18 protein-coding genes and 1 pseudogene are annotated in these 21,414 nt (G+C 73.9%); 10 read left to right on the plus strand and 9 right to left on the minus strand.

All coding sequences use genetic code 11. The annotated features are described in order from the left end of the window. Positions 1-5: 5 nt before the first annotated feature. From hpnC to ACZ42X_RS02625, 8 genes are all read right to left on the minus strand, one after another. Positions 6-911 carry a squalene synthase HpnC gene (gene hpnC, locus ACZ42X_RS02590; protein ID WP_468283479.1) on the minus strand — a complete coding sequence of 302 codons (906 nt, stop codon included), beginning with the start codon at positions 909-911 and terminating at the stop codon, positions 6-8. A 317-nt stretch (positions 912-1,228) separates the two neighbouring features. Further along, positions 1,229-2,047 (minus strand): ABC transporter ATP-binding protein, encoded by an 819-nt coding sequence (locus tag ACZ42X_RS02595; protein WP_468283481.1) that lies wholly within the window; start codon positions 2,045-2,047, stop codon positions 1,229-1,231. Further along, positions 2,040-2,978 carry an ABC transporter permease gene (locus tag ACZ42X_RS02600; RefSeq protein ID WP_468283484.1) on the minus strand — a complete coding sequence of 313 codons (939 nt, stop codon included), beginning with the start codon at positions 2,976-2,978 and terminating at the stop codon, positions 2,040-2,042. The genes ACZ42X_RS02595 and ACZ42X_RS02600 overlap by 8 nt, the downstream gene beginning before the upstream one ends. 96 nt (positions 2,979-3,074) lie before the next feature. Further along, entirely contained in the window at positions 3,075-3,947 is an 873-nt protein-coding gene (locus tag ACZ42X_RS02605; RefSeq protein WP_468284104.1) for a glycosyltransferase family 2 protein, read from the minus strand. 14 nt (positions 3,948-3,961) lie between these two features. Continuing rightward, complete coding sequence (locus tag ACZ42X_RS02610) at positions 3,962-4,741, minus strand: CDP-alcohol phosphatidyltransferase family protein (RefSeq protein ID WP_361415341.1); 780 nt, start codon at positions 4,739-4,741, stop codon at positions 3,962-3,964. Further along, positions 4,719-5,780, minus strand: a complete 1,062-nt coding sequence (locus tag ACZ42X_RS02615) for an iron-containing alcohol dehydrogenase family protein (protein WP_468283487.1) — start codon at positions 5,778-5,780, stop codon at positions 4,719-4,721. The genes ACZ42X_RS02610 and ACZ42X_RS02615 overlap by 23 nt, the downstream gene beginning before the upstream one ends. Then, the gene (locus tag ACZ42X_RS02620; protein ID WP_361415344.1) at positions 5,768-6,517 is read right to left on the minus strand and encodes a phosphocholine cytidylyltransferase family protein; all 750 of its coding nucleotides are present in this window, start codon (positions 6,515-6,517) and stop codon (positions 5,768-5,770) included. Before ACZ42X_RS02620 ends, ACZ42X_RS02615 begins: the two co-directional genes overlap by 13 nt. After that, entirely contained in the window at positions 6,514-8,451 is a 1,938-nt protein-coding gene (locus ACZ42X_RS02625; RefSeq protein WP_468284106.1) for a DUF5941 domain-containing protein, read from the minus strand. The genes ACZ42X_RS02620 and ACZ42X_RS02625 overlap by 4 nt, the downstream gene beginning before the upstream one ends. A 309-nt stretch (positions 8,452-8,760) precedes the next feature. Between ACZ42X_RS02625 and galE the strand changes: the two genes are divergently transcribed. From galE to idi, 4 genes and pseudogenes are all read left to right on the plus strand, one after another. Next, complete coding sequence (gene galE, locus ACZ42X_RS02630; protein WP_468283490.1) at positions 8,761-9,744, plus strand: UDP-glucose 4-epimerase GalE; 984 nt, start codon at positions 8,761-8,763, stop codon at positions 9,742-9,744. Positions 9,745-9,904: 160 nt separating this feature from the next. Continuing rightward, positions 9,905-10,846 carry a cation diffusion facilitator family transporter gene (locus tag ACZ42X_RS02635; RefSeq protein WP_468283492.1) on the plus strand — a complete coding sequence of 314 codons (942 nt, stop codon included), beginning with the start codon at positions 9,905-9,907 and terminating at the stop codon, positions 10,844-10,846. A 149-nt stretch (positions 10,847-10,995) separates the two neighbouring features. Continuing rightward, positions 10,996-12,127 (plus strand): annotated as a pseudogene (locus ACZ42X_RS02640) (methyltransferase domain-containing protein). A gap of 71 nt (positions 12,128-12,198) precedes the next feature. Continuing rightward, complete coding sequence (gene idi / locus ACZ42X_RS02645) at positions 12,199-12,792, plus strand: isopentenyl-diphosphate Delta-isomerase (protein WP_355355111.1); 594 nt, start codon at positions 12,199-12,201, stop codon at positions 12,790-12,792. A 21-nt stretch (positions 12,793-12,813) separates the two neighbouring features. On the opposite strand, the gene ACZ42X_RS02650 is transcribed toward idi, so the two are convergent. Then, complete coding sequence (locus tag ACZ42X_RS02650; RefSeq protein WP_468283494.1) at positions 12,814-14,793, minus strand: AfsR/SARP family transcriptional regulator; 1,980 nt, start codon at positions 14,791-14,793, stop codon at positions 12,814-12,816. Positions 14,794-15,078: 285 nt separating this feature from the next. Here ACZ42X_RS02650 and ACZ42X_RS02655 point away from each other — a divergent pair, with 285 nt between their 5' ends. The 6 genes from ACZ42X_RS02655 (at position 15,079) to ACZ42X_RS02680 (ending at position 21,378) form a co-directional block, all read left to right on the plus strand. Then, the gene (locus ACZ42X_RS02655) at positions 15,079-15,693 is read left to right on the plus strand and encodes a D-sedoheptulose-7-phosphate isomerase (protein WP_468283496.1); all 615 of its coding nucleotides are present in this window, start codon (positions 15,079-15,081) and stop codon (positions 15,691-15,693) included. Between the two features lie 167 nt (positions 15,694-15,860). Further along, on the plus strand, positions 15,861-17,279 hold the full coding sequence (locus tag ACZ42X_RS02660) for a trehalose-6-phosphate synthase (protein ID WP_468283498.1): 1,419 nt from the start codon (positions 15,861-15,863) through the stop codon (positions 17,277-17,279). After that, on the plus strand, positions 17,276-18,055 hold the full coding sequence (locus ACZ42X_RS02665; RefSeq protein ID WP_468283500.1) for an HAD family hydrolase: 780 nt from the start codon (positions 17,276-17,278) through the stop codon (positions 18,053-18,055). Before ACZ42X_RS02660 ends, ACZ42X_RS02665 begins: the two co-directional genes overlap by 4 nt. Further along, entirely contained in the window at positions 18,042-19,094 is a 1,053-nt protein-coding gene (locus tag ACZ42X_RS02670) for an NAD-dependent epimerase/dehydratase family protein (protein WP_468283502.1), read from the plus strand. The genes ACZ42X_RS02665 and ACZ42X_RS02670 overlap by 14 nt, the downstream gene beginning before the upstream one ends. Beyond that, positions 19,091-20,350 carry an MFS transporter gene (locus ACZ42X_RS02675; protein ID WP_468283504.1) on the plus strand — a complete coding sequence of 420 codons (1,260 nt, stop codon included), beginning with the start codon at positions 19,091-19,093 and terminating at the stop codon, positions 20,348-20,350. The genes ACZ42X_RS02670 and ACZ42X_RS02675 overlap by 4 nt, the downstream gene beginning before the upstream one ends. Next, complete coding sequence (locus tag ACZ42X_RS02680) at positions 20,347-21,378, plus strand: Gfo/Idh/MocA family protein (RefSeq protein ID WP_468283507.1); 1,032 nt, start codon at positions 20,347-20,349, stop codon at positions 21,376-21,378. Before ACZ42X_RS02675 ends, ACZ42X_RS02680 begins: the two co-directional genes overlap by 4 nt. Positions 21,379-21,414: the final 36 nt, after the last annotated feature.

Here is a 21,414-nt window from a genome sequence, read left to right on the forward strand (position 1 = left end):
CCCGCTCACCCCTCTCTGCGCGCGCTTCGCAGGACGGCTCCCGTTCGGCGCAGCAGTCGCGGCTTGGTGGCCCTGGGCGGCCCGGGCAGTACGTCGTGGCCGGCGGCCGCGATCGCGTCGAGCTGGGCGTGTCCGCCGCCGACGAAGCCGGCGAGCAGCAGGCGCAGCCTGCCGTGGACGCTGCCGACGAGGGGGGCGCCCTCGTCGAGGAGGCGGCGGGCGCGCTCCGCCTCGTAGGCGATGAGCGCGCGGACGGAGGCGCCGGCGGTGGGGCGGGCGAGGTCGTCCTCGGTGACGTGGAACCGCTTCATGTCCTCGGCGGGGAGGTAGATCCTGTCGCGGGCGAGGTCCTCGGCGACGTCCTGGAGGTGCTCGACGATCTGGAGCGCGGTGGAGACGGCGTCGGAGTGGCGGACGCGCTCGGGGGTGGTGGTGCCGGTGACGCCGAGGACGAGGCGGCCGACGGGGTTGGCGGAGAGCTCGCAGTACGCGACGAGGTCGTCGTACGTCTGGTAGCGGCGTACCAGCTGGTCCTGGCGGTTGGCCGCGATCAGGCCCAGGAACGGCTCGGGGGGCAGGGCGTGGCGCCGCACGGTGGGCTGGAGGGCGCGCAGCAGCGGGTGGGCGGGGACGGAGTCGAAGACGCGGTACAGGTCCGCCTCGAAGGCGTCGAGGAGGGCGAGCCGGTCCGTCTCGCCCTCGGCGCCCAGGTGGCGGGCGTCGGCGCCGCCGGGGGCGAGGTCGCCGTCGCCGATGTCGTCGACGAGCCGGGCGTAGCCGTAGATCGCCATCAGGTCGTCCCGCCAGGCGGCGGGCAGGAAGAAGGGGGCCACGGGGAAGTTCTCGTGCGCGGCCTTGTCGAGTGTGGTGCGCGAGGAGGCGTCGGGGCGCACCTGCCGGGTGGCTGTCACCGCGGACTGCCCGGCGCGGGGACGGCGGCACTCTCGCGGAGCTGGAGATCTTCCGTCAATGCCGTCACGTCTCCCGTTCTACACTGCCGACCCAAAACATCCCATTTCGGACACGCCGCCGGACCTCCGGAGTGGCGGGACCCGGGCGGTATCGCCCCACTTGCCGTGAATCGGCACCGGCACAGCTTACGTTGTACAACGGCCGGGCCCCCGTCGGGGCGTTCCACACGGGGGAACACACGCACGAACGGCGCGGCGCGGGCCGCCCGCCGGAAGGGCCCCCGCCGGCTGCTGCGGCAGGGGCCCTTCCGGCGGGATCACGGCTTGCTCGTCTCCTTCTCGTACGCCTGGAGGACCTCTTCGGTCGGGCCGTCCATCAGGAGCTCGCCCTTCTCCAGCCACAGGACGCGGTCGCAGGTGTCCCTGATCGACTTGTTGCTGTGGCTGACGAGGAAGACGGTGCCGGCCTCCTTGCGCAGCTCGCGGATGCGCTGCTCGGAGCGGATCTGGAACTTCCGGTCACCGGTGGCGAGGGCCTCGTCGATCATCAGTACGTCGTGATCCTTGGCCGCCGCGATGGCGAACCGGAGGCGGGCGCCCATGCCGGAGGAGTACGTCCGCATGGGGAGGGTGATGAAGTCACCCTTCTCGTTGATGCCCGAGAAATCCACGATGTCCTGGTAGCGCGAACGGATCTCCTCGGGCGACATGCCCATGGCCAGGCCGCCGAGGATGACGTTGCGCTCGCCGGTCAGGTCGCCCATCAGCGCCGCGTTCACGCCGAGCAGCGAGGGCTGGCCGTCGGTGTAGACCTTGCCGCTCTCACAGGGCAGCAGGCCGGCGATGGCCCGCAGCAGGGTGGACTTGCCGGAGCCGTTGGTGCCGATGAGGCCGATGGCCTCGCCCCGGTACGCCGTGAAGGAGACGCCGCGCACGGCGTGCACCTTGCGCACGCCGCGCGACTCGCCCTTGTCGCGCCGGATTATGCGGTTCAGCGCGGCGGTGGCGCTGCCCTTGCCCGACGAACCGCCGTTGACGCGGTACACGATGTGCACCTCGTCGGCGATGACCGTGGGGACGCGGGCACCGGCCGCGGCGCCGCCCCGGGTGTCCTCAGCCTTGGTGTTCTCAGCCACGGCCGTACCGGTCCTCTGCCTTCCAGAAGTACACGAAGCCGCCGACGCCGACGAGGACCGCCCACAGCAGGGCCGCGAGCCAGACGTGCGACGGGAGGTTCTCGGCGCCGTAACCGTCGATCAGCGCGAAGCGGATCAGGTCCATGTAGATCGCCGCCGGGTTGTACATCAGGACGTTGGCGATCCACTCCGGCTTGTCCGCGAGCATCACCCGGATCGAGAACATCACGCCGGACGCGTACATCCACGTCCGCAGGATGAAGGGCATCAGCTGGGCGAGGTCCGGCGTCTTGCTGCCGAGACGGGCCAGGACCAGCGCGAGACCGGTGTTGAACACGAACTGCAGGGCCAGCGCGGGCAGGATCAGCAGCCAGCTCAGCGAGGGGTAGCTGCCCATCGCCGCCACGATGACGAACAGCACGATCATCGAGTACAGCAGCTGCTGGAGCTGCTGCAGGGCGAACGAGATGGGCAGGGAGGCACGGGGGAAGTGCAGTGCCCGCACCAGTCCCAGGTTGCCGGAGATCGCGCGTACGCCCGCGATCACGCAGCTCTGGGTGAAGGTGAAGACGAACACACCCGTCACCAGGAACGGGATGTACACCTCCTTCGACATGCCCTTCGCGGCGTTCAGGATCAGGCCGAAGATCAGGAAGTAGATCAGCGCGTTCAGCAGCGGCGTGACCACCTGCCACAGCTGCCCGAGCTTGGCCTGGCTGTACTGGGCCGTGAGCTTCGCGCGGGAGAAGGTCAGGATGAAGTGGCGCCGGCCCCACAGCTGCCGGACGTACTGGGGCAGGCTGGGCCGGGCACCGCTCACCGAGAGGCCGTACTTGGCGGCCAGTTCCGCCGGGGACAGACCGTCGTCCGGAGATGGCGGGGCGGAGGCCGCGGTCACGGCGATCGCTCCGTCATGGGTTGTCTCACTCACCAGTTGAAACTTTCGTGTTCAAGATGCGCGGCGGGGGTGGGCGCGGGGCGGCCGGCGGGCCGCCCGGTGCGCCCGGGGTTTGTCGGTACGAGCTTGTCAGATGACGGGGGGCCGGCCCAGTCTGGTCAGCCGCCATACCGTACGCCACTTCATGGGCCGCCGGGGTCCGCAGGGGCTGGTCCAGCCTTCCTTGAACCCGCCGAACCAGGCCTTCAGCGCCGGGACGGAGGGGCGCCGCGCCAGCGTGAGCAGCAGCCAGACGCCGAGGTAGAGCGGCACCAGGGGCGCGGGGAGGTTCCGGCGGGCCAGCCAGACCCGGTTGCGGGCGACCATCCGGTGGTAGACCGCGTGCCGGGAGGGCGCGGTCGCCGGGTGGAGCAGCACCATGTCCGAGCGGTAGTCGATCATCCAGCCGGCGTCGAGCGCCCGCCAGGCGAGGTCCGTCTCCTCGTGCGCGTAGAAGAACTCGCCGGGCAGCTGTCCCGCGTCGGCGAAGACCTTCGTACGGACGGCGTTGGCGCCGCCGAGGAAGGTCGTCACCCGCGAGGAGCGCATCGGGTCGGAGGCGCGCAGCCGGGGGACGTGGCGGCGCTGGGTGACGCCGGTGTCCGGGTCGGCGATCCGGAAGCTGATGATGCCCAGCTTCGGGTCGGCGGCGAACGCCGCACGCACCAGCTCGGCCGTGTCCGTGTGCGGCAGCAGGCCGTCGTCGTCCAGGAAGAGCAGGGCGTCGACGTCGGAGCCGTTCGGGCCGAACGCCTCGATGCCGACGTTGCGGCCGCCGGGGATGCCGAGGTTCTCCGGGAGGTCGACGGTGCGTACGCCCTCGGGGACGCCGGTGACGGGGGCGCCGTTGCCGACGACGACGATGTCGACCGGGTCACCGTCCTGCTTGCGGACGGAGTCGATCAGGGCGCGCAGGTCGTCGGGGCGGTTGCCCATGGTGATGATGACGGCGCCGAGCTTCATCGCGGTCACGGCGCTCACCTCAGCCTGCTGGAGGCGAGGACCGACACCAGGTGCAGCAGCGTCTGGAGCAGCGCGATGCCCGCCAGTACCGCCACCCCGAGGCGGGAGAAGAACAGGTCGCCGCGGACCTGGTCCACGACCGCCAGCACCAGGATGAGCAGGGACGCCTCGATGCCGAGGACCAGCCGGTGGAACTTGAGCGCGGCGGCGGCCCGGCGGGCCAGCGCCATGCCGGAGGAGCGCGGCTCGGCGGCCGCGTCCTTGACCGGCGGCAGGCCGCCCTGGTGGCGGGCGACGCCGACGAGGTCGGTCTCCGCCTTGATCAGGATCGCGCCGAGCGCCGCGAGGGTGCCGAGGAAGGCCCACAGCCAGTCGATCCGGCCGCCGCCCCACAGGTCCGCGGCGCGCAGGCCGAAGCCGACCAGGACCGCCGCGTCGCACAGGTAGGCGCCGACCCGGTCCAGGTACACGCCGGAGAGCGAGAACTGCTTCTTCCAGCGGGCGACCTCGCCGTCGACGCAGTCGAGCAGCAGGTAGAGCTGGACCGCGACCACACCGAGGACCGCGCCCCAGACGCCCGGCACCAGCAGCGCCGGGGCGGCCAGCACGCCGGCGAGGGTCATCACGTACGTGAGCTGGTTCGGCGTGACCCGGGTGGTGACCAGGAGCCGCGTGACGCGCAGCGAGATCTCGCGCATGTAGAGGCGGCCGCCCCAGTGCTCACCGCTGCGCCGGTCCTTCACTCCCTCCGGGTGAACGACCGGGCGGAGTTCAGCTACGGATGGTCTTGGCATAGTCGGCGTACGCGTCCCTGATCTGGTCGGTGGACAGGTCGAGGTGCTCCAGGATGGTGAAGCGACCGGGGCGGGTCTGCGGCGCATACTCCACGGCCGCGACGAACTCGTCCGCGGAGAACCCGATCTCCTCGGGCAGCACCGGCAGGCCGTGCCTGCGCAGCACCTCGGCGAAGAGCCCGGACTGCTCGTGGGCGCCGCGCAGGTGCATCGCGAAGGCGGCGCCGAGCCCGACCTGCTCGCCGTGGAGCGCGGAGCGTCCCGGGTGGAGCAGGTCGAAGGCGTGGGAGATCTCGTGGCAGGCGCCCGACGAGGGGCGGGAGTCGCCACTGATCGACATGGCGATGCCGGACAGGACCAGCGCCTCGGCCAGCACGATGAGGAACTCGTCGTCGCCGACGCCGCCGGGGTGGCGCAGCACGGACTCGCCGGCCGTCCGGGCCATGGCGGCGGCCAGGCCGTCGACCTGCTCGCCGGTGTGGCGGTGCGACAGCTCCCAGTCGGCGATCGCGGAGATGTTGGAGATCGCGTCGCCGATGCCGGAGCGGACGAACCGGGCCGGTGCCTCGCGGATCACGTCGAGGTCGATGACCATGGCGATCGGCGAGGGGACGCCGTAGGAGCCGCGGCCGTTGTCGTTGTCGAGGATCGAGACCGGCGAGCAGATGCCGTCGTGCGAGAGGTTCGTCGCGACGGCGACCATGGGCAGGCCGACGCGCGCCGCGGCGTACTTCGTCACGTCGATGATCTTGCCGCCGCCGACGCCGACGACGGCGTCGTACCGCTTGCCCTTGATCTCGTCGGCGAGACGGACGGCGGAGTCGATGGTGCCGTCCGCGACGTCGTACCAGTCGGCGTCCGGGAGCAGCGGCGCGAGCTTCTCGCGCAGCGCCTGCCCGGAGCCGTTGCTGACCGCCATGGCGAGCTTGCCGGAGGCGGAGATGCGCTGGTCGGCGAGGAGGCCGGCCAGGTCGTCCATCGCGCCCCGGTGGATGTCGACGACGACCGGCGACGGGATGAGCCGGGTCAGTACAGGCACGCGATCTCACGGCCCTTCGCGAGGTCGTCGTGGTTGTCGATCTCGACCCACTTGACGTCGCCGATGGGCGCCACGTCGATCTGGAAGCCGCGATGCACGAGCTCCTGGTAGCCGTCCTCGTAGTAGAGGTCGGGGTCGCGCTCGAAGGTGGCCTTCAGCGCGTCGGCGAGGTCGGCGGCGGCCTCGGGCTCGATGAGGGTGACACCGATGTACTCGCCGGTGGCGGTGGCCGGGTCCATCAGCTTGGTGATCCGCTGGACGCCCTTGCCGTCGGCGGTGACGACCTTCATCTCCTCCTCGGCGAGGGTCTTCACCGTGTCGAGGGCGAGGATGATCCGCCGGCCGTCGCCGCGGGCGGCGAGGAGGGTCTCCTCGACGGAGACCGGGTGGACGGTGTCGCCGTTGGCGAGGATGACGCCCTGCTTCAGGACCTCACGCGCGCACCACAGGGAGTAGGCGTTGTTCCACTCCTCGGCCTTGTCGTTGTCGATGAGCGTGAGCTTCAGGCCGTACGTGGCCTCCAGCTCGGCCTTGCGCGCGTACACGGCCTCCTTGCGGTAGCCGACGACGATGGCGGCCTCGGTGAGGCCGACGGCGGCGAAGTTGGCGAGGGTCAGGTCGAGGACCGTCTTCTCACCGGTTCCCGCCGGGTCCACGGGCACGAGGGCCTTCGGGAGCGTGTCGGTGTAGGGGCGCAGACGCCGTCCGGCACCGGCTGCCAGTACGAGGCCGATCATGCGGGTTCTCCTTCGTCGTGTACTGCGGGTGCTCCGGAGGACACCCAGAAGCGGATGGACTCCACGAGCACGACCAGCGCGACTGCCACCGCGAGGACGGTGAGCGCGAGGCTGAGGTGGTCGCCTGCCGTCAGGGTCGCGGCGAGGACCGCGACCACGAGCGTGCGGCCCTCGTGGCCGCCGATCGTCCGCACCAGCCACGCGGGCGGCGCGCCGGTGCCGCCGCGGATGCGGTAGACCGTGTCGTAGTGATGGTAGGCGACGGCCGCGACCAGGCCGAATGCGGCGGGCAGGGCTCCCGGGGCCTCGGAGCGGGCGGCGAGGACGAGGATCGTGACGTACTCGGCGGCCCGGAAGACGGGCGGAACGAGCCAGTCGAGGGCGCCCTTGAGGGGGCGGGCGACGGCCCCGCCCGCGCACACGGCGTACACGACCGCGGCCATGACCGTGAAGGGGCTGCCGAAGGGTTCCAGGCAGACGAACGCCAGCAGGAACACCGCGCCGATCAGGCTGATGAGCGCGGGCGAACGGAAGACCGGGCGGATCCCCGGCCGCCGGCCGGCCCGGGCGACCAGCTCGGCGATCGGGCCGGAGTCGGCGAGGTCCGCGAGCGCCCGGGCGGCACGGTCGGTGCGGCGGGCCTTGCGGGTGACCGAGCGCAGGAGGCGGCCGGCGGTGGTGTAGCAGGCGGCGAAGGCGCAGCCGACGAGGAGGGCGTAGAAGACGATGCGAGGCGTGGCGACGGCCGTGAGGACGGCGATCATGGCCCATCGTTCACCGATGGGCAGGACTATCATCCGGCGCGCCCAGACCGTCCAGCCGCGGCTGTCGAGCTTGTCGGAGAGCGCGGCGGTGGGGCTGGTGTTGGCGGTGGCGTCGTGGTTCGCCTCGTTGAAGGAGAAGTCCACGACGTGGCGGCAGGTCTGCAGGACCATCGCGCCGAGGGCCAGGGCCCATACGTCGTCCCCGCCGCGGGCGGCGCCGAGGGCGAGGCCCGCGTAGTAGGCGTACTCCTTGGCCCGGTCGAAGGTCGCATCGAGCCAGGCGCCCATCGTGGAGTACTGCAGCGAGTAGCGGGCGAGCTGCCCGTCGGTGCAGTCCAGCACGAAGGAGAAGAGGAGCAGCACGCCGGCCGCGACGTACCCGCCCCGGGTCCCGGTCGCCGCGCAGCCCGCCGCGATGAGCGCGGTGAGCAGCGAGGCGGTGGTGACCTGGTTGGGCGTGAGGCCCCGGCGGGCGCACCAGCGGGCGAGGTAGCGCGAGTACGGGCTGATGAAGAAGGTGGTGAAGAACCCGTCGCGGGCCTTCACGGCGGAGCGCAGCCGTACGGCTTCGTCGTCGACGGCCTCGACGGCGTCCCGCGTTTCCTTACGGCTCTGCGGGTCGGCCGGTACGGCGGCGACGAGCGTGCCGAACTCGGGCCGGTGGACGGCGACGCCGTCGGCGCTGAGCGCCTCCGCGAGGCGGTCGGGAAAGGTGAGGACACCGCCGTGGGCGTCGTCGCCCTGCGGGCGGCCGGCGCCCGGGGCCTGGGCGGGGTCCGAAGCCGCCGAGCCGGCGGGGCCGGACTGCGGCGCGGCGCCGGACGTGGCGCCTGCGGTGGCAGGGGCCGTGTCTGCGGCTGTGCCGGTGCCGTGCGCGGCAGGGCCGTCGGCCGAACCGGGCACGGCGTCGGCGCCGGGGGCGCCGGGCGCCGGGGTGGCGGTGGCGCCCGCGGCAGCGGCCGGGGAGGCGCCCGCCTCCGCCGCGGCGCTCAGCGTCGTCAGGGCGCGGCTCAGGGCCGGGCGGGCCTCGGGCTGGGCCGTCAGAGCGCCGGGGGCCGTGGCCGCCGGGAAGCGGGGGTCCGTCAGGGTCAGGCGAAGGGCGTGGACGTGGCCCACGAAGCGGGGGTCCACGACCGCGACGCGCTCGGCGGCCGGGACGGCGGCGAGCAGTGCGGCGGTCTCACGCGGGTCCGTGGCGACGCGGACGTCGAAGCCCAGCGACCGCAGATCGCCCTCGAGCGGCGATCCGGGTACCGGAGGACCGGTGAGGATGGCGGTCGACAGACGAACTCACTCCTTGGAGCCGAACGGGGACGGGTGCGGCGCGGCGGCACGCCGGGTGAGGCTATCCGATGAACGGAAGAGGAAGTTCACCGAGGCGTGACGCGGGCCCGCGGCGGCGCGGGGGGCCGAGATCATCATGGTGGATCCGCGCCTCGGCCCACAAACCGCGGCCGGCCAGGGCATAGGCTGACCGTCATGACTTGGCTGATCACAGGCGGAGCGGGATACATCGGCGCCCACGTGGCGCACGCCATGGCGGACGCCGGTGAGCGCGTCGTCGTGCTCGACGAGCTGTCCTCCGGCGTGCCCGCGCGGCTACCCGCCGGGATCCCCCTCGTCCGGGGGGCGGTCGCGGACCGGGAGCTGCTGGACCGGACGCTCGCCGAGCACGCCGTCACGGGTGTGGTGCACCTGGCGGCGAAGAAGCAGGTCGGGGAGTCGGTCGAGCGGCCGCTCCACTACTACCGGGAGAACGTCCACGGGCTGACCGTGCTGCTGGAGGCCGTGGTGGCCGCCGGGGTGCGGCGGTTCCTCTTCTCCTCGTCCGCCGCGGTGTACGGCGTCCCGGACGTGGAGCTGATCGGCGAGGACGCGCCGACCGCGCCCATCAACCCGTACGGCGAGACGAAGCTCGCGGGCGAGTGGCTGGTCCGCGCGACGGGGCAGGCACACGGCATGGCCACGGGCTGCCTGCGCTACTTCAACGTGGCGGGGGCCGCGCGCCCCGAGCTGGCGGACACCGGCGTGTTCAACATCATCCCGATGTTCTTCGACCGGATCACGCGCGGCGAGGCCCCGCGGATCTTCGGCGACGACTACCCGACGCCGGACGGCACCTGCATCCGTGACTACATTCACGTCGCGGACGTCGCCGACGCGCACCTCGCCGTCGCCCGCCGCCTGGCCGACCAGGACGGCCCCGGGGACCTGACCGTGAACATCGGCCGCGGCGAGGGCGTCTCCGTGCGGGAGCTGGCGCGGGTCGTCGCCGAGGTGACCGGGCACACCGCCGAGCCGGTGGTGGGCCCGCGCCGCCCGGGTGACGCGGCCAAGGCCGTGGCGTCGGTCGAGCGGATCACCAAGGAGCTCGGCTGGACGGCGTCGTACGGCGTGCGCGCGATGGTCGAGTCCGCGTGGGAGGGCTGGTGCCTGCGCCACCCGGAGGCGCGCGGCCACTGAGCCCGCGCGGCGGCCACAGGTACGCCCACCGCTCTGACCTGCGGGCATCACCGCAGGTCAGAGCATATGACAACGGTGTTCAGTCCCGGCTTGCACATACCCCCCACCCGTAGTTCACTGGCCGCTCGAACGAGGTTTCGCGAGCGGCTGGAGGCATGGCATGGGGGCTGGGCACGACCACGGGCACACGCACGCGGGCCCGCCGCCGACGGGCACGGCGGCCGCCGCCTACAAGGGGCGGCTGCGGATCGCGCTGGCGATCACGCTCTCGGTCATGGTGGCGGAGGTCATCGGCGGTGTGCTGGCCGACTCCCTCGCGCTGATCGCCGACGCCACCCACATGGCGACGGACGCGGTGGGCCTGGCGATGGCACTGATGGCGATCCACTTCGCCGGCCGCCCGGCCACCGACAAGCGCACCTTCGGATACGCCCGGGCCGAGATCCTCGCCGCGCTCGCGAACTGCCTGCTGCTGCTCGGCGCCGGCGGCTACCTGCTGATCGAGGCGGTACAGCGGTTCATCACGCCGGCCGAGACCAAGGGCGGGCTGGCGATCGCGTTCGCGCTCTTCGGTCTGGTCGCCAACATGATCTCGCTCTCCCTGCTGGTACGGGGGCAGAAGGAGAGCATCAACGTCCGCGGCGCCTATCTGGAGGTGCTCGCCGACGCGCTGGGCTCCGTCACCGTCCTGGTCTCGGCGGGCATCATCCTGGCCACCGGCTGGCAGGCCGCCGACCCGATCGCGTCCCTGCTGATCGGCCTGATGATCGTCCCGCGCACAGTGAAGCTGCTGCGCGAGACGCTCGACGTGCTGCTGGAGGCGGCGCCCAAGGGCGTGGACATGGCGCAGGTGCGCGCCCACATACTGGCGCTGCCGAATGTGGAGGACGTCCACGATCTGCACGCCTGGACGATCACCTCGGGGATGCCGGTGCTGTCGGCGCATGTGGTGGTGACCCAGAGCGCGCTGGATTCGGTGGGGCACGAGAAGCTGCTGCACGAGCTCCAGGAGTGCCTGGAAGGCCACTTCGACGTCGAGCACTGCACCTTCCAGCTGGAGCCGAGCGGCCATGCGGCCCATGAGGCGCGGCTGTGCCACTGATAGGGTGCGGCCGTCCGTGCCTGTGAGAGGAGCTGAGGTTGATGACCGTCGCGGTGGCGTCCCGCTCGACCCGCAACCTCATCCCGCGGGTTCTCGGCTGACCTGACTCGTACGTCGGCCGGGCCCGCCCTCACACAAGGGTTTCCACGTTGTCCGACAACGCTCTGTACGACGCCTTCTTCGCCCTGCACCACGGTCTTCCGCGGCAGGGCCCCGGTTCCGACGACACCACCCGCCGGCTGCTCTCCCTCGCCGGCCCCCTGCCTTCGCGTCCCCGCGTGCTCGACCTGGGCTGCGGTCCCGGCCGGGCCGCCCTGCTGCTGGCGGCGGAAGCCGGCACGGCCGGCGCCGAGGTGACCGCCGTCGATCTGCACGAGCCGTTCCTCGCCGAGCTACGGCGGGCCGCCGACGCCCGCGGGCTCGGCGCCTCCATCCGTACCGTCACCGCCGACATGGCCGAGCCGCCGTACGCCGACGGGTCCTTCGACCTCGTGTGGGCGGAGAGCTCGGCGTACGCCATCGGCTTCGACCGCGCGCTGCGCACCTGGCGGCGGCTGCTGGCGCCGGGCGGGACGCTGGTCCTCACCGAGTGCGAGTGGACCGGCGGTGAGCCGTCCGCCGAGGCGCGGGCGTTCTGGGACGCGCACTACCCGCTGCGTACCACCGAGGCCAACACCGCCGCGGCCGTCCAAGCCGGCTACCGCGTGGTCGGCACGTACGCCCAGCCCGAGAGCGACTGGGACGAGTACTACGGCCCGCTCGGCGAGCGCGCCGACGCGACCGATCCGACGGCGCCCGGCATGGCCGAGGCGCTCGCCGCCACCCGCGCCGAGATCGCCCTGCGCCGCGAGCACGGCGCGGAGTACGGCTACCGGGGCTACGTTCTGCGGCCGGCCGACGGGCGCTGACCCACCCGGCTGATCACCCGGTGCCGGGGTGGGCGGTACCCCGGCACCGGCGCCGGCCCCGGTCGCGGCGGCCGCGTACCAGCGGCAGGGCGCGGGGCGGGCGTTGGTCCGCGCGGTGCTGGACTTCGCGCGGCTGCCGGGGAGCGGCTGGTGCCGGCCCTCGGTCATCCGGAGTACTCCCCCCGCTGCGGTTTCGTACGGGCGTCGCGGTACGGCGTCGCGGCGCCCTTCGAGGCCCAGGCGAGGCGATGACGGCGCTGGTCATGGACGTCTCCGGGGCGGTCGCCGGGGCCGGATCGCGTATCCGCCGGCCTTGGGGGCTGACCGCCCGTCACCCCGGTGGAGCAGACATCCCGGGCGCGGGGCGACGTGAGCCGACAAGCGGCTTTTGTGCGGCAGACTGAGACTGCCCCACAGGGCCGGTAACCGAAGCGAAGGATGGTCATGCCGATCACACCAGCCACGGCGGCGAGCAGCTCGTCGAACGGAGTCAAGCCATCGATCATGCTCGAACTGGTCGACGAGGACGGCACCACGATCGGCACCGCGGAGAAGCTGGCCGCCCACCAGCCGCCGGGGCAGCTCCACCGGGCCTTCTCGGTGTTCCTCTTCGACGAGGCGGGGCGCCTGCTGCTGCAGCGGCGGGCGCTGGGCAAGTACCACTCCCCCGGCGTCTGGTCGAACACCTGCTGCGGGCACCCGTATCCGGGTGAGGCGCCGTTCGCGGCGGCCGCGCGGCGCGTGCACGAGGAGCTGGGCGTGTCGCCGTCGCTGCTCGCCGAGGCGGGCACGGTCCGCTACAACCACCCGGACCCGGCCTCGGGTCTGGTGGAGCAGGAGTACAACCACCTCTTCGTCGGGATGGTGCAGGCCCCGCTGCGGCCGGACCCGCAGGAAGTGGAGGAGACGGCGTTCGTGACGGCACGGGAGCTGGCCGAGCGGCACGCCGCGGAGCCGTTCTCGGCGTGGTTCATGACGGTGCTGGACGCCGCGCGTCCGGCGGTCAGGGAGCTGACCGGGGAGAGTGGCGGCTGGTGATCCCCGGCCTGGGTCTGGGGTTCAGCCGGGAGGCAGGTCGCGGGCGTAGAGGCGGAGCAGCTCGTGGAGCTCGTACCCACCCGTCGGCGTCTGCTGGACCAGGCACTCGTCGAGCAGCTGGTCGAGCAGTTCCTCCGCCTCCCCCGCCCGGCGGGCACCGCCGAGGGCGCCGCCGGGCACGCCGGCCAGGCAGCGCAGCGTCCGGCGGCGGTGCGGTGGCAGCCTGCGGTACGACGTGTCGAACGCGGCCCGGACCGAGCGGCCGCCGACGCTGAGCCGGTCCAGCCGGGCGTCCTCCGGCTCCAGGCGGGCCGCCAAGTCGGCGAGCCGCCACAGCGGCCGGGTCCGTAGCCGCAGGGCGGCCAGGGCGACCGCCAGCGGCAGCCGGCCGCACAACGCGGCGATCCGCTCGGCGGCCGCCCGCTCGGCCGCCACGCGCTCCGCGCCCGCCACCCCGGCAAGCAGCGCCACGGACTCCTCGACCGTGAACGGGCCGAGCTCCACCGTGCGCGCCCCGGCCGGCGCCCAGCCGGCGCGGCGGCTGGTCACCAGGACGAGGGACGCCGGATCGCCCGGCAGCAGGGGGTCCGTCTGCCCGGGTCCGGTGACGTCGTCCAACAGGATCAGCGGGGCCCGCCCGTGCAGCCGGTCCCGGTAGAGCGCCGCCCGCTCCTCCACGCTGTCGGGGATCCGGCCCGGCGGAACGCCCAGCATCCGCAGGAACCGGGCGAGCACGGTGGCGGGGTCCATCGGCACCCGGCCGGGCGCATGGCCCCGCAGGTGGGCGAAGAGCTGGACGTCGCCCACGTGGCCCGCCCGCACGAACTCGTGTGCCAGGCGCACCGCGAGCCGGGTCTTGCCGACGCCCGGCATTCCGGTGATGACGCAGACGAGCGGCGCCGTGGCCGCCTCCCGCGCACCCACCGCCTCCCGCACCCACGCGTGCACCCGGGCGCGCTCGGCTGCGCGCCCGGTGAACTCCGCGCTGTCGCCCGGCAGAGCCCGTACGGCGGGGGCGGGGCGGCGCGCGGCCGCCGGTACCAGGGCCGGTGGCCGCACGGTCGGCGGGCCCGGTGGCGGCACGGTCGGCACGGTCGGCGGGGCCGGTGGCGGCGGGGTCGGGGCGGGCGGGGCCGCGAGGGCCGCCGGGGCCCGTCCGCGTACCGGGCGGGAGGCGCGTACCGACGTGTCGTGGCGCGGCTCGTGCGCCAGTACGCGGCCGGGGGCGCGACGGGGCGCCGGCACGGTGCCGGGGCGCGGGCCGTCCAGCAGCCCGCGCCGTACCGCGGTGAGTTCCTCGCCCGGTGCCACCCCCAGCTCGTCGGCCAGCACCCTGTCCGCCTGCCGGTACACCTCCAGCGCCTCCGTGCGGCGCCCGGCCCGGCTCAACGCCCGCATCAGGTACGCCGTCAGACTCTCGTTCAGCGGGTACTCCGCGACCAGCGGGCGCAGCACCGTCACCGCCTCCGCCGAGCGCCCCTGGGCGAGCAGCACCTCGACGTACTGCTCGGCGACCGCCAGGCGCCGCTCGACCAGCCGCGCCGCCTCCGCCTGGAGCGCCGAGCCCAGCGGCAGGCCCTCCAGGGGGCGGCCGCGCCACAGGGCGAGCGCCCGGCCGTAGTGGCGGGCGGCGGCGGCGAGCGCCCCGCCCTCCGCGGCGAGGGTGCCGCGCGCCGCCAGGTCCTCGAAGACCTCGACGTCCACCTCGCCGGAACGGGTGCGCAGTTGGTAGCCGGGGGGCCGGGTGACCAGCAGCCGCGGCTCGCGGCCGTGGTCGCGCAGCCGCCGGCGCAGCCCGTTGACGTACGTGCGGATGTTGGAGCCGGGCGAGGCGGGGGGCTCCTCCCAGGCGGCGTCCATGACGTAGTCGACGCTCACCGTCTCGTTGGCGCGCAGCGCGAGCGACGCGAGGACGGCCCGCTGGCGCGGGCCGCCCAGGGGTAACGGCACCGTGCCGTCGTCCTCGTACACCTCCAGGGGACCGAGCAATCCGTAACGCATCTGGCGGCCTTCCGGTCAGTTGCCTCCGACATGGGCCCGCGTCGAGTCTCATTTTTCGCGCCTTCCACACCTGGGCGGGGAGATTGTCCGGAACTGGGCGATGTGCTGGCGGGAAGGGGGCGCGGGGCCCGCCGCGCCGCCGGGCACCTCGGGGCCGGGCCGCCGCAGGGCGGGATCTGGGCGCTTTCTGTGCGGGGTCCGGTCGGCGGGCGGCGCACGCTGAGGCTCCGTAAGTGACGTACCCGACGTAACCGATGTACGGACATACCGATCCGGAGGTCTGTGGTGCAGCACTACCAGTGGTTGAGCGAGAGGTTCTTCAGCAACACCGTGAACGGTCTGGGCACCGTGTCGCTGCCCGCCGTGGCGGACGCGGTCGAAGCGCTGGACGGCGTACGGCGGCGGGGTGGCCGGGTGTACGCCATGGGCAACGGCGGCAGCGCGACGACCGCCACCCACCTCGTGTGCGACCTGGTGAAGACGGCACGGCGGCCCACCGAGCCGCCGCTGCGGGCGTTCGCGCTCGCCGACAACATCGCCGTGCTGACGGCGTACGCCAACGACGTGTCGTACGCCGACGCGTTCGTCCGGCAGTTGACCGACCACGCCGAGCCCGGCGACGCGGTCGTCGCGATCAGTGCCAGCGGACGCTCGCCGAACATCGTCGCCGCGCTGCGCGCCGCGCGGCGGATGGGGCTGGTCTCCATCGGCATGCTGGGGTGCGGCGGCGGGACGGCCGCCGAGCTGGTCGACATCCCGCTGATCGTGGGCTCCGACGACTTCGGGGTGATCGAGACGGCGCACATCGCGATCGTGCACGCCTTCGCCGATGTGCTGCGGACCGCCGTCCCCGAGCCGGTCGGCGTCGCCGCCGCCTCCGCGACGGCGCGTACGCCGTGACGGGGGCGGCTCCCGGAGCCCAGGACGTCGTCCTGGTCTCCGATCGCGGTCCCGTGCGGTTCACCTCCGGAGACGGGAGGTCCGGGGACGGGAGGTCCAGGGACGGGTGGTCCGGGGACGCCGGGTCTCGGCACGCGGGGCTGCGGCCCGAGCGCCGCAACGGCAGCGTGACCGTCCTGCTGGACCGGATCGGCCGGGCCGTCGACCCGCGCACCGCCACGCTCCGCTGGCTGGCGCCGTCGGACGCGGAGGCCGACGCGCGCGCCGTGCGGCTCGGGCTCTTCCAGGGCCTCGGCGCCGAGTTGGGCTACCGCTACGAGGCCGTGCCGGTCGACCCGGAGGCGTACCGGGGCTACTACGACGACGCCGGGGTCAACCTGCTGTGGACGGTGTGGCACGGCATCGAGGACGAGGTGCCCGTACTCGTCGACCCGCGCGAGCCGCTGCGGTCGCTGACCGGCTACCGGGCCGTCAACGAGACGCTGGCGGCCCGCGTCGCGCGCAGCGCGCCGCCCGGAGCGGTGGTGGCCTGCCACGACTACCAGGTGCTGCTGCTGCCCGGCGCCGTACGCCGTCGGCGCGGCGACCTGTGGATCAGCCACTTCAGCCACACGCCCTTCCCGGCCCGGGAGTCGTGGTCGCGGCTGCCGCACCCGCTGGTCCCGACGCTCGTCCACGGCATGCTCGGCGCCGACCTGCTCGGCTTCCAGCGGCCCGCGTGGGCACGGCGGTTCCTGGAGTGCTGCGCCGAGCTGGGACTGGCGGTCGACCACGACCGCGGGCTGGTCGCGTCGGGGCGGAGCCGCACCACGTGGGTGCGGTGCTACCCGGTGACCGTCGACGGCCCGGCGCTCGCCACCCGCGCCCTGGCGCCGCGCGTGACCGAGTGGGCGGCGCGGACGAGGGACGGCGACCCGCGCGCGGTGATCGCCCGCGTGGACCGCCTCGACCCGGCGAAGAACGCGCTGCGCGGCTTCGAGGCGTACGCCCGCCTGCTGGACCTCCACCCGGGGCTGGCCGAGCGGGTCCGGTTCGTGGCCTGCCTGGTGCCCTCCCGGGAGCGCGTGCCCGCCTACCGCGACTACCGCGACCGGGTCCGGCGTACGGTCGACGCGGTCAACGCCCGCCACCCCGGGGCCATCACGGTCCACGACGGCGACGATCCGGAGCGCGCCCTCGGCGTGCTGCGCGCCCATGACGTGCTGCTGGTCAACGCGGTGGCCGACGGGATGAACCTGGTCGCCCAGGAGGGCGCGCTCGTCAACGAGCGGGACGGCGTGACCGTGCTGTCCACCGGCACCGGCGCCGCCGACCTGCTCCCCCGGGACGGCACCGTGCCCCTGGAGCGGCCGCACAGCGTCGAGGCGACGGCGGACGCGCTGTACACGGCGCTGACCCTGCCGCCGGGGCGGCGGCGGGCCATGGCGGCCCGCGCCCGCGCGGCGGTCGCACACGCCGACCCGGTCGACTGGCTGTACGACCAGCTCGCCGACGTCGCCGCGATCCGGGCCGGGCGGGCGCCCTCGCGGCTCGGCTTCCCCCGCGAGGTGCAGCGGGCCGTGGCCGAGGGGGTGTCCGTGCCGTGAGCGGCGTCACCGGAACTCCTCCCGTCGCGGGCGGCACCGGAACTCCTCTCCTCGCGGTCCTCTTCGACTTCGACCACACGCTCTTCGCGCACGACGACAGCCCGCGGTGGGTGCTCGACGCCTGCCGCGCCACGGGCCGGACGGCCGACCAGGCGGCGGCGCGGGCGCTGTACGCGCGGATGCTCGCGGTACGCCGCACCCCCGGGGTGACGGCCGCGATGCGGGGCTGCCAGCGGTCAGCCGCCGCGCACCGCCGCGCCCACCTGGTGTGGTTCGGGCGGGCCGGGGCGGACGAGGAGCTCGCGCGGGCGCTGTACGCGCGGCTCCTCTCGCCGGAGGCCTGGACCGCGTACGAGGACGTCGGCACGACCCTGGCGGCGCTGCGGGCCCACGGCGTGCCGGCGGGCGTCGTCAGCAACGTCGGCTGGGACATCCGGCCCACCTTCGCCGCGCACGGCCTCGCCGGGTACGTCGACGCCGACGCCTTCGTCCTGTCGTGCGAGGAGGGCGCCGAGAAACCGGATCCGGGGCTGTTCCGGACGGCCTGCGCCCGCCTGGGGGTGCCTCCGGAGCAGGCGCTGATGGTCGGCGACGACCCGGTGAACGACGGCGCCGCCGTCACCGCGGGCCTCCGGGTCCACCTGCTGCCCGACCGGCCGCCGGGCGCCCGCCGGGGCCTGGCCGGCGCGGTCCACCACGTGATCCATGGCGATACCCACATCAGTCGAACTCCGCAGGGAGCAACTCCGCAGGGAGAACCGCATGCCTTCCACTGACCCCGCGTGGGCGCACGTCCCCGAGGACGTCCTCGCCCCCTTCCGTACCGCCGCCGTCACGGGCGGCTCCGGCTTCGTCGGCCGCCACCTGGTCACCGCGCTCGCCCATCACGGCGTACGGGTGCGGGTGGTGGACCTGGTCGCGCCGGAGGTGCCGTTACCGGGCGCCGAGTTCCACCCGGCCGACCTGCGCGATCCGGCCGCGACCGCCGAGGCGCTGGGCGGCGTCGACGTCGTCTTCCACCTGGCGGGCAACCCCAGCGGGACGCGCTCGCTGCTGGACCCGCGTTTCGACTTCGGGATGAACGTCGAGGCCACCTTCAACGTCGCCGAGGCGTGCGCCCGTTCGCGTACCCGCCTGGTCCACCAGTCCGCGGCCTCCGTCTACGGGCCGCCGACGTACAGCCCCACCGACGAGGCGCACGCCAAGGACCCGATCCTGCCGTACGGGGCGCACAAGTTGTGCGGCGAGGCCATCATCCGGGGACTGGTCAAGACGTGGCACCTGCCCGCGTCGATCGCCCGGCCGTTCGTGATCTACGGTCCCGGCGAGGACCCGCGCCGCGCCGAGGGCGAGGTCTCGCAGTTCCTGCGCTGGCACCTCAACGGCAAGCCCATTCCGGCGGTCGGCGACATCGACCGCAAGAGCCGCGACTTCGTCCACGTGGAGGACATGGTCAGCGGACTGCTGTACGTCGCGGGGCGCGCGGATCCGGGTGAGGCGGTCAACGTCGGGTCCGGCACGGACACGTCGCTGCGGCAGCTCGCCCGGACCATCGGCGAGGCGACGGGGAGCGAGGCGGTGCTGGCGGCCGACGCCACCGTCCTGGACGACAGTTACGCCCTCGTCGGCGACATCACCCGGGCGCGTGCCCTCGGGTACGCGCCGCGCGTGACGCTGCACGACGGGATCGCGGCCCTGGCCCGGGAGCTGGGCGAACACCCCGAACTGCCGTCCATCACCTCCAGCTTCCAGAAGGAGGCCCCGGCCCCGGTCCCGCAGGATGCCCGGCAAAAAGTCCCGGAGAGCCGCGGATGATCTCCACGCGTACGGCGGTCGCGGCCGCGTTCGTCCTCAACGGCATGGTGTACGGGTCGTGGGTGGGCCGGGTCCCGGCCCTGGCCCATCAGGTCGGCGCCGACGAGGGCGCCCTGGGTCTGGCCCTGCTGGGCCAGGTCGCGGGGCTCCTCTCCGGCGCCACCTTCGCCGGGTGGGCGTGCGCGGCCCTCGGCACGCGCCGGGTCACGCTCACCGCCCTCCCGGCGATGTGCCTGGCGCTGGTGGTGCTGTCGCTGCCCGGCGGGTACGGCCTGCTGGGCGGGGCGTTCTTCGTCATCGGGTTCACCGTCGGCACGCTCGACGTGGCGATGAACATCTGCGCGGTCTTCGTCACCGCGCAGGTGGGGCGGCCGCTGATGTCCTTCTTCCACGCGGTGTTCAGCGCGGGCGCGGTCGCCGGTTCGGCGGGGGCGGCCCTGGCGGCGTGGGCCGACTGGGAAACGCGTCCGCACTTCCTGCTGGTGGCGGCCGTGGCGCTGGTGCTGGTGGCCGTGTTCGGGCGTCACCTGCCCAAGGTGGGAGCGGAGCGGAAGGCCGCGGGGCGTGCCGCGGAGGACGAGCACACAGCGGCCGGTGCGACGGCCGCGGGGGCGGTGCCTCGTCCGGCGCGGCAGGTGATGCTGTGGCTGATCGCGTTCACGCTGTTCTGCGCCGCGATCGGCGAGGGTGCCATGGCGAACTGGTCCGTCCTCTTCCTCGACACCGAGCGCGGCCTGTCCGCGTCGGCGGCCGCCGCCGGGTACACCGTCTTCTCCGTCACCACCGTCGTCGTCCGTTTCCTGGGCGTCCGGCTGGAGGAGCGGCTGGGCCCGTACCTGCTGCTCAGCCTCTGCGGCGCGACCGCCGCCGGCGGCCTGCTGATCGCCGTCGCCCTGCCGTGGGCGGTGGCCGGGTACGCGGGGCTGGCCCTGGCGGGCCTCGGTTTCGCGCTGGTCTTCCCGGTCGCCATCGGCCAGGCGGGCAAGCACGGCCAGCGCCTCGGCACCAGCGGCGAGCGGGAGGTGGGCTTCGTGTCCTCCGTCGCGTACGTCGGGCTGGTGACGGGGCCGCCCGCCATCGGGGCGCTCGCGCACGCCACCTCGCTGTCGGTGGCGCTGGGGTGCGTGGGCGGGGTGGTGGCGCTGGTCGTGCTGTTCTCGCGGCTGGCCGCCCGGCACGGTGCGCAGACCGCCGTCCCGCCGGGGCCCGGTGACGGGCACGCGGAGCAGACCGTGCCGCAGGGGACGGCACCGTGACCCCGGTCCGGTGGGGCGTGCTGTCCACGGGGCGCCAGGCCGCCGCGTTCGCCGAGGACCTGGCGCTGCTCGGCGACACCGCCGAGCTGGTCGCGGTCGGCTCCCGGACCGCGGCCTCGGCGCGGGCCTTCGCGGCGCGGTACGGGGTGGAGCGGGCGTACGGCTGCCGCGAGGAGCTCGCCGCCGACCCGGACGTCGAGATCGTGTACGTGGCGTCCGTCAACACCGGGCACCACGACGCCGTCCGGACCTGCCTGGAGGCTGGCAAGCACGTGCTGTGCGAGAAGCCCCTGACCACGAACGTCCGGGACGCGGAGGAGCTGATGCGGCTGGCGGAGGCGCGGAACCTGTTCCTGATGGAGGCGATGTGGACGCGCTGCCTGCCCGCCGTACGCCGGGCCGCGCGGCTGGTGGCGGACGGCGCAGTCGGTACGCCGCACCTGCTGCGCGCCGCGACGGGTGGCCACGCCCCGGCACACGCGCTGGGCCGGCTGCGGGACCCGGAGGGCGGCGGGGCGCTGCTCGACTCGGGCGTCTACCCGCTGGCCCTCGCCGACCTGCTGCTGGGCAGGCCGCAGTACATCGGCGCCCGCTCCCTGTCGACCACGCCGCCGGTGGACGACACCACGGCGCTGCTGCTGGGCTACCGCTCCGGCGCGATGGCGGAGCTCGCCTGCTCCTTCGCCACCGAGCTCCCCGCACACGCCGAACTCTCCGGCAGCGCGGGCCGCCTCGAGCTACCGGTCCCCTTCTACGCCGCCGACCGCGTGGTGCTGCACCCGGCCGGGGGCCCGCCCCGCGAGTGGCGATCGGCGCCGGCGGGGCGCGGCTATACGTACGAAGCGCGCGAGGCGATGCGCTGCATCCGCGCGGGCCTGACGGAGAGTCCGCTGGTGCCGTGGTCGGCGACGCTCGGCGTGCTCGCGGTGACGGACGAGGTCAGGGACGCGGGTCCGGCCAGGGCCTTTCCTGGGCCGGACCGTCGGTCTTCTTCTTCGGCGATCCCGACATCGGGAACACGTACGTGATGACGTGCGCGAAGCGCTCCTAACCAAGCCCTTCAA

The sequence above is a fragment of the Streptomyces sp. NPDC030862 genome, from assembly GCF_055571835.1.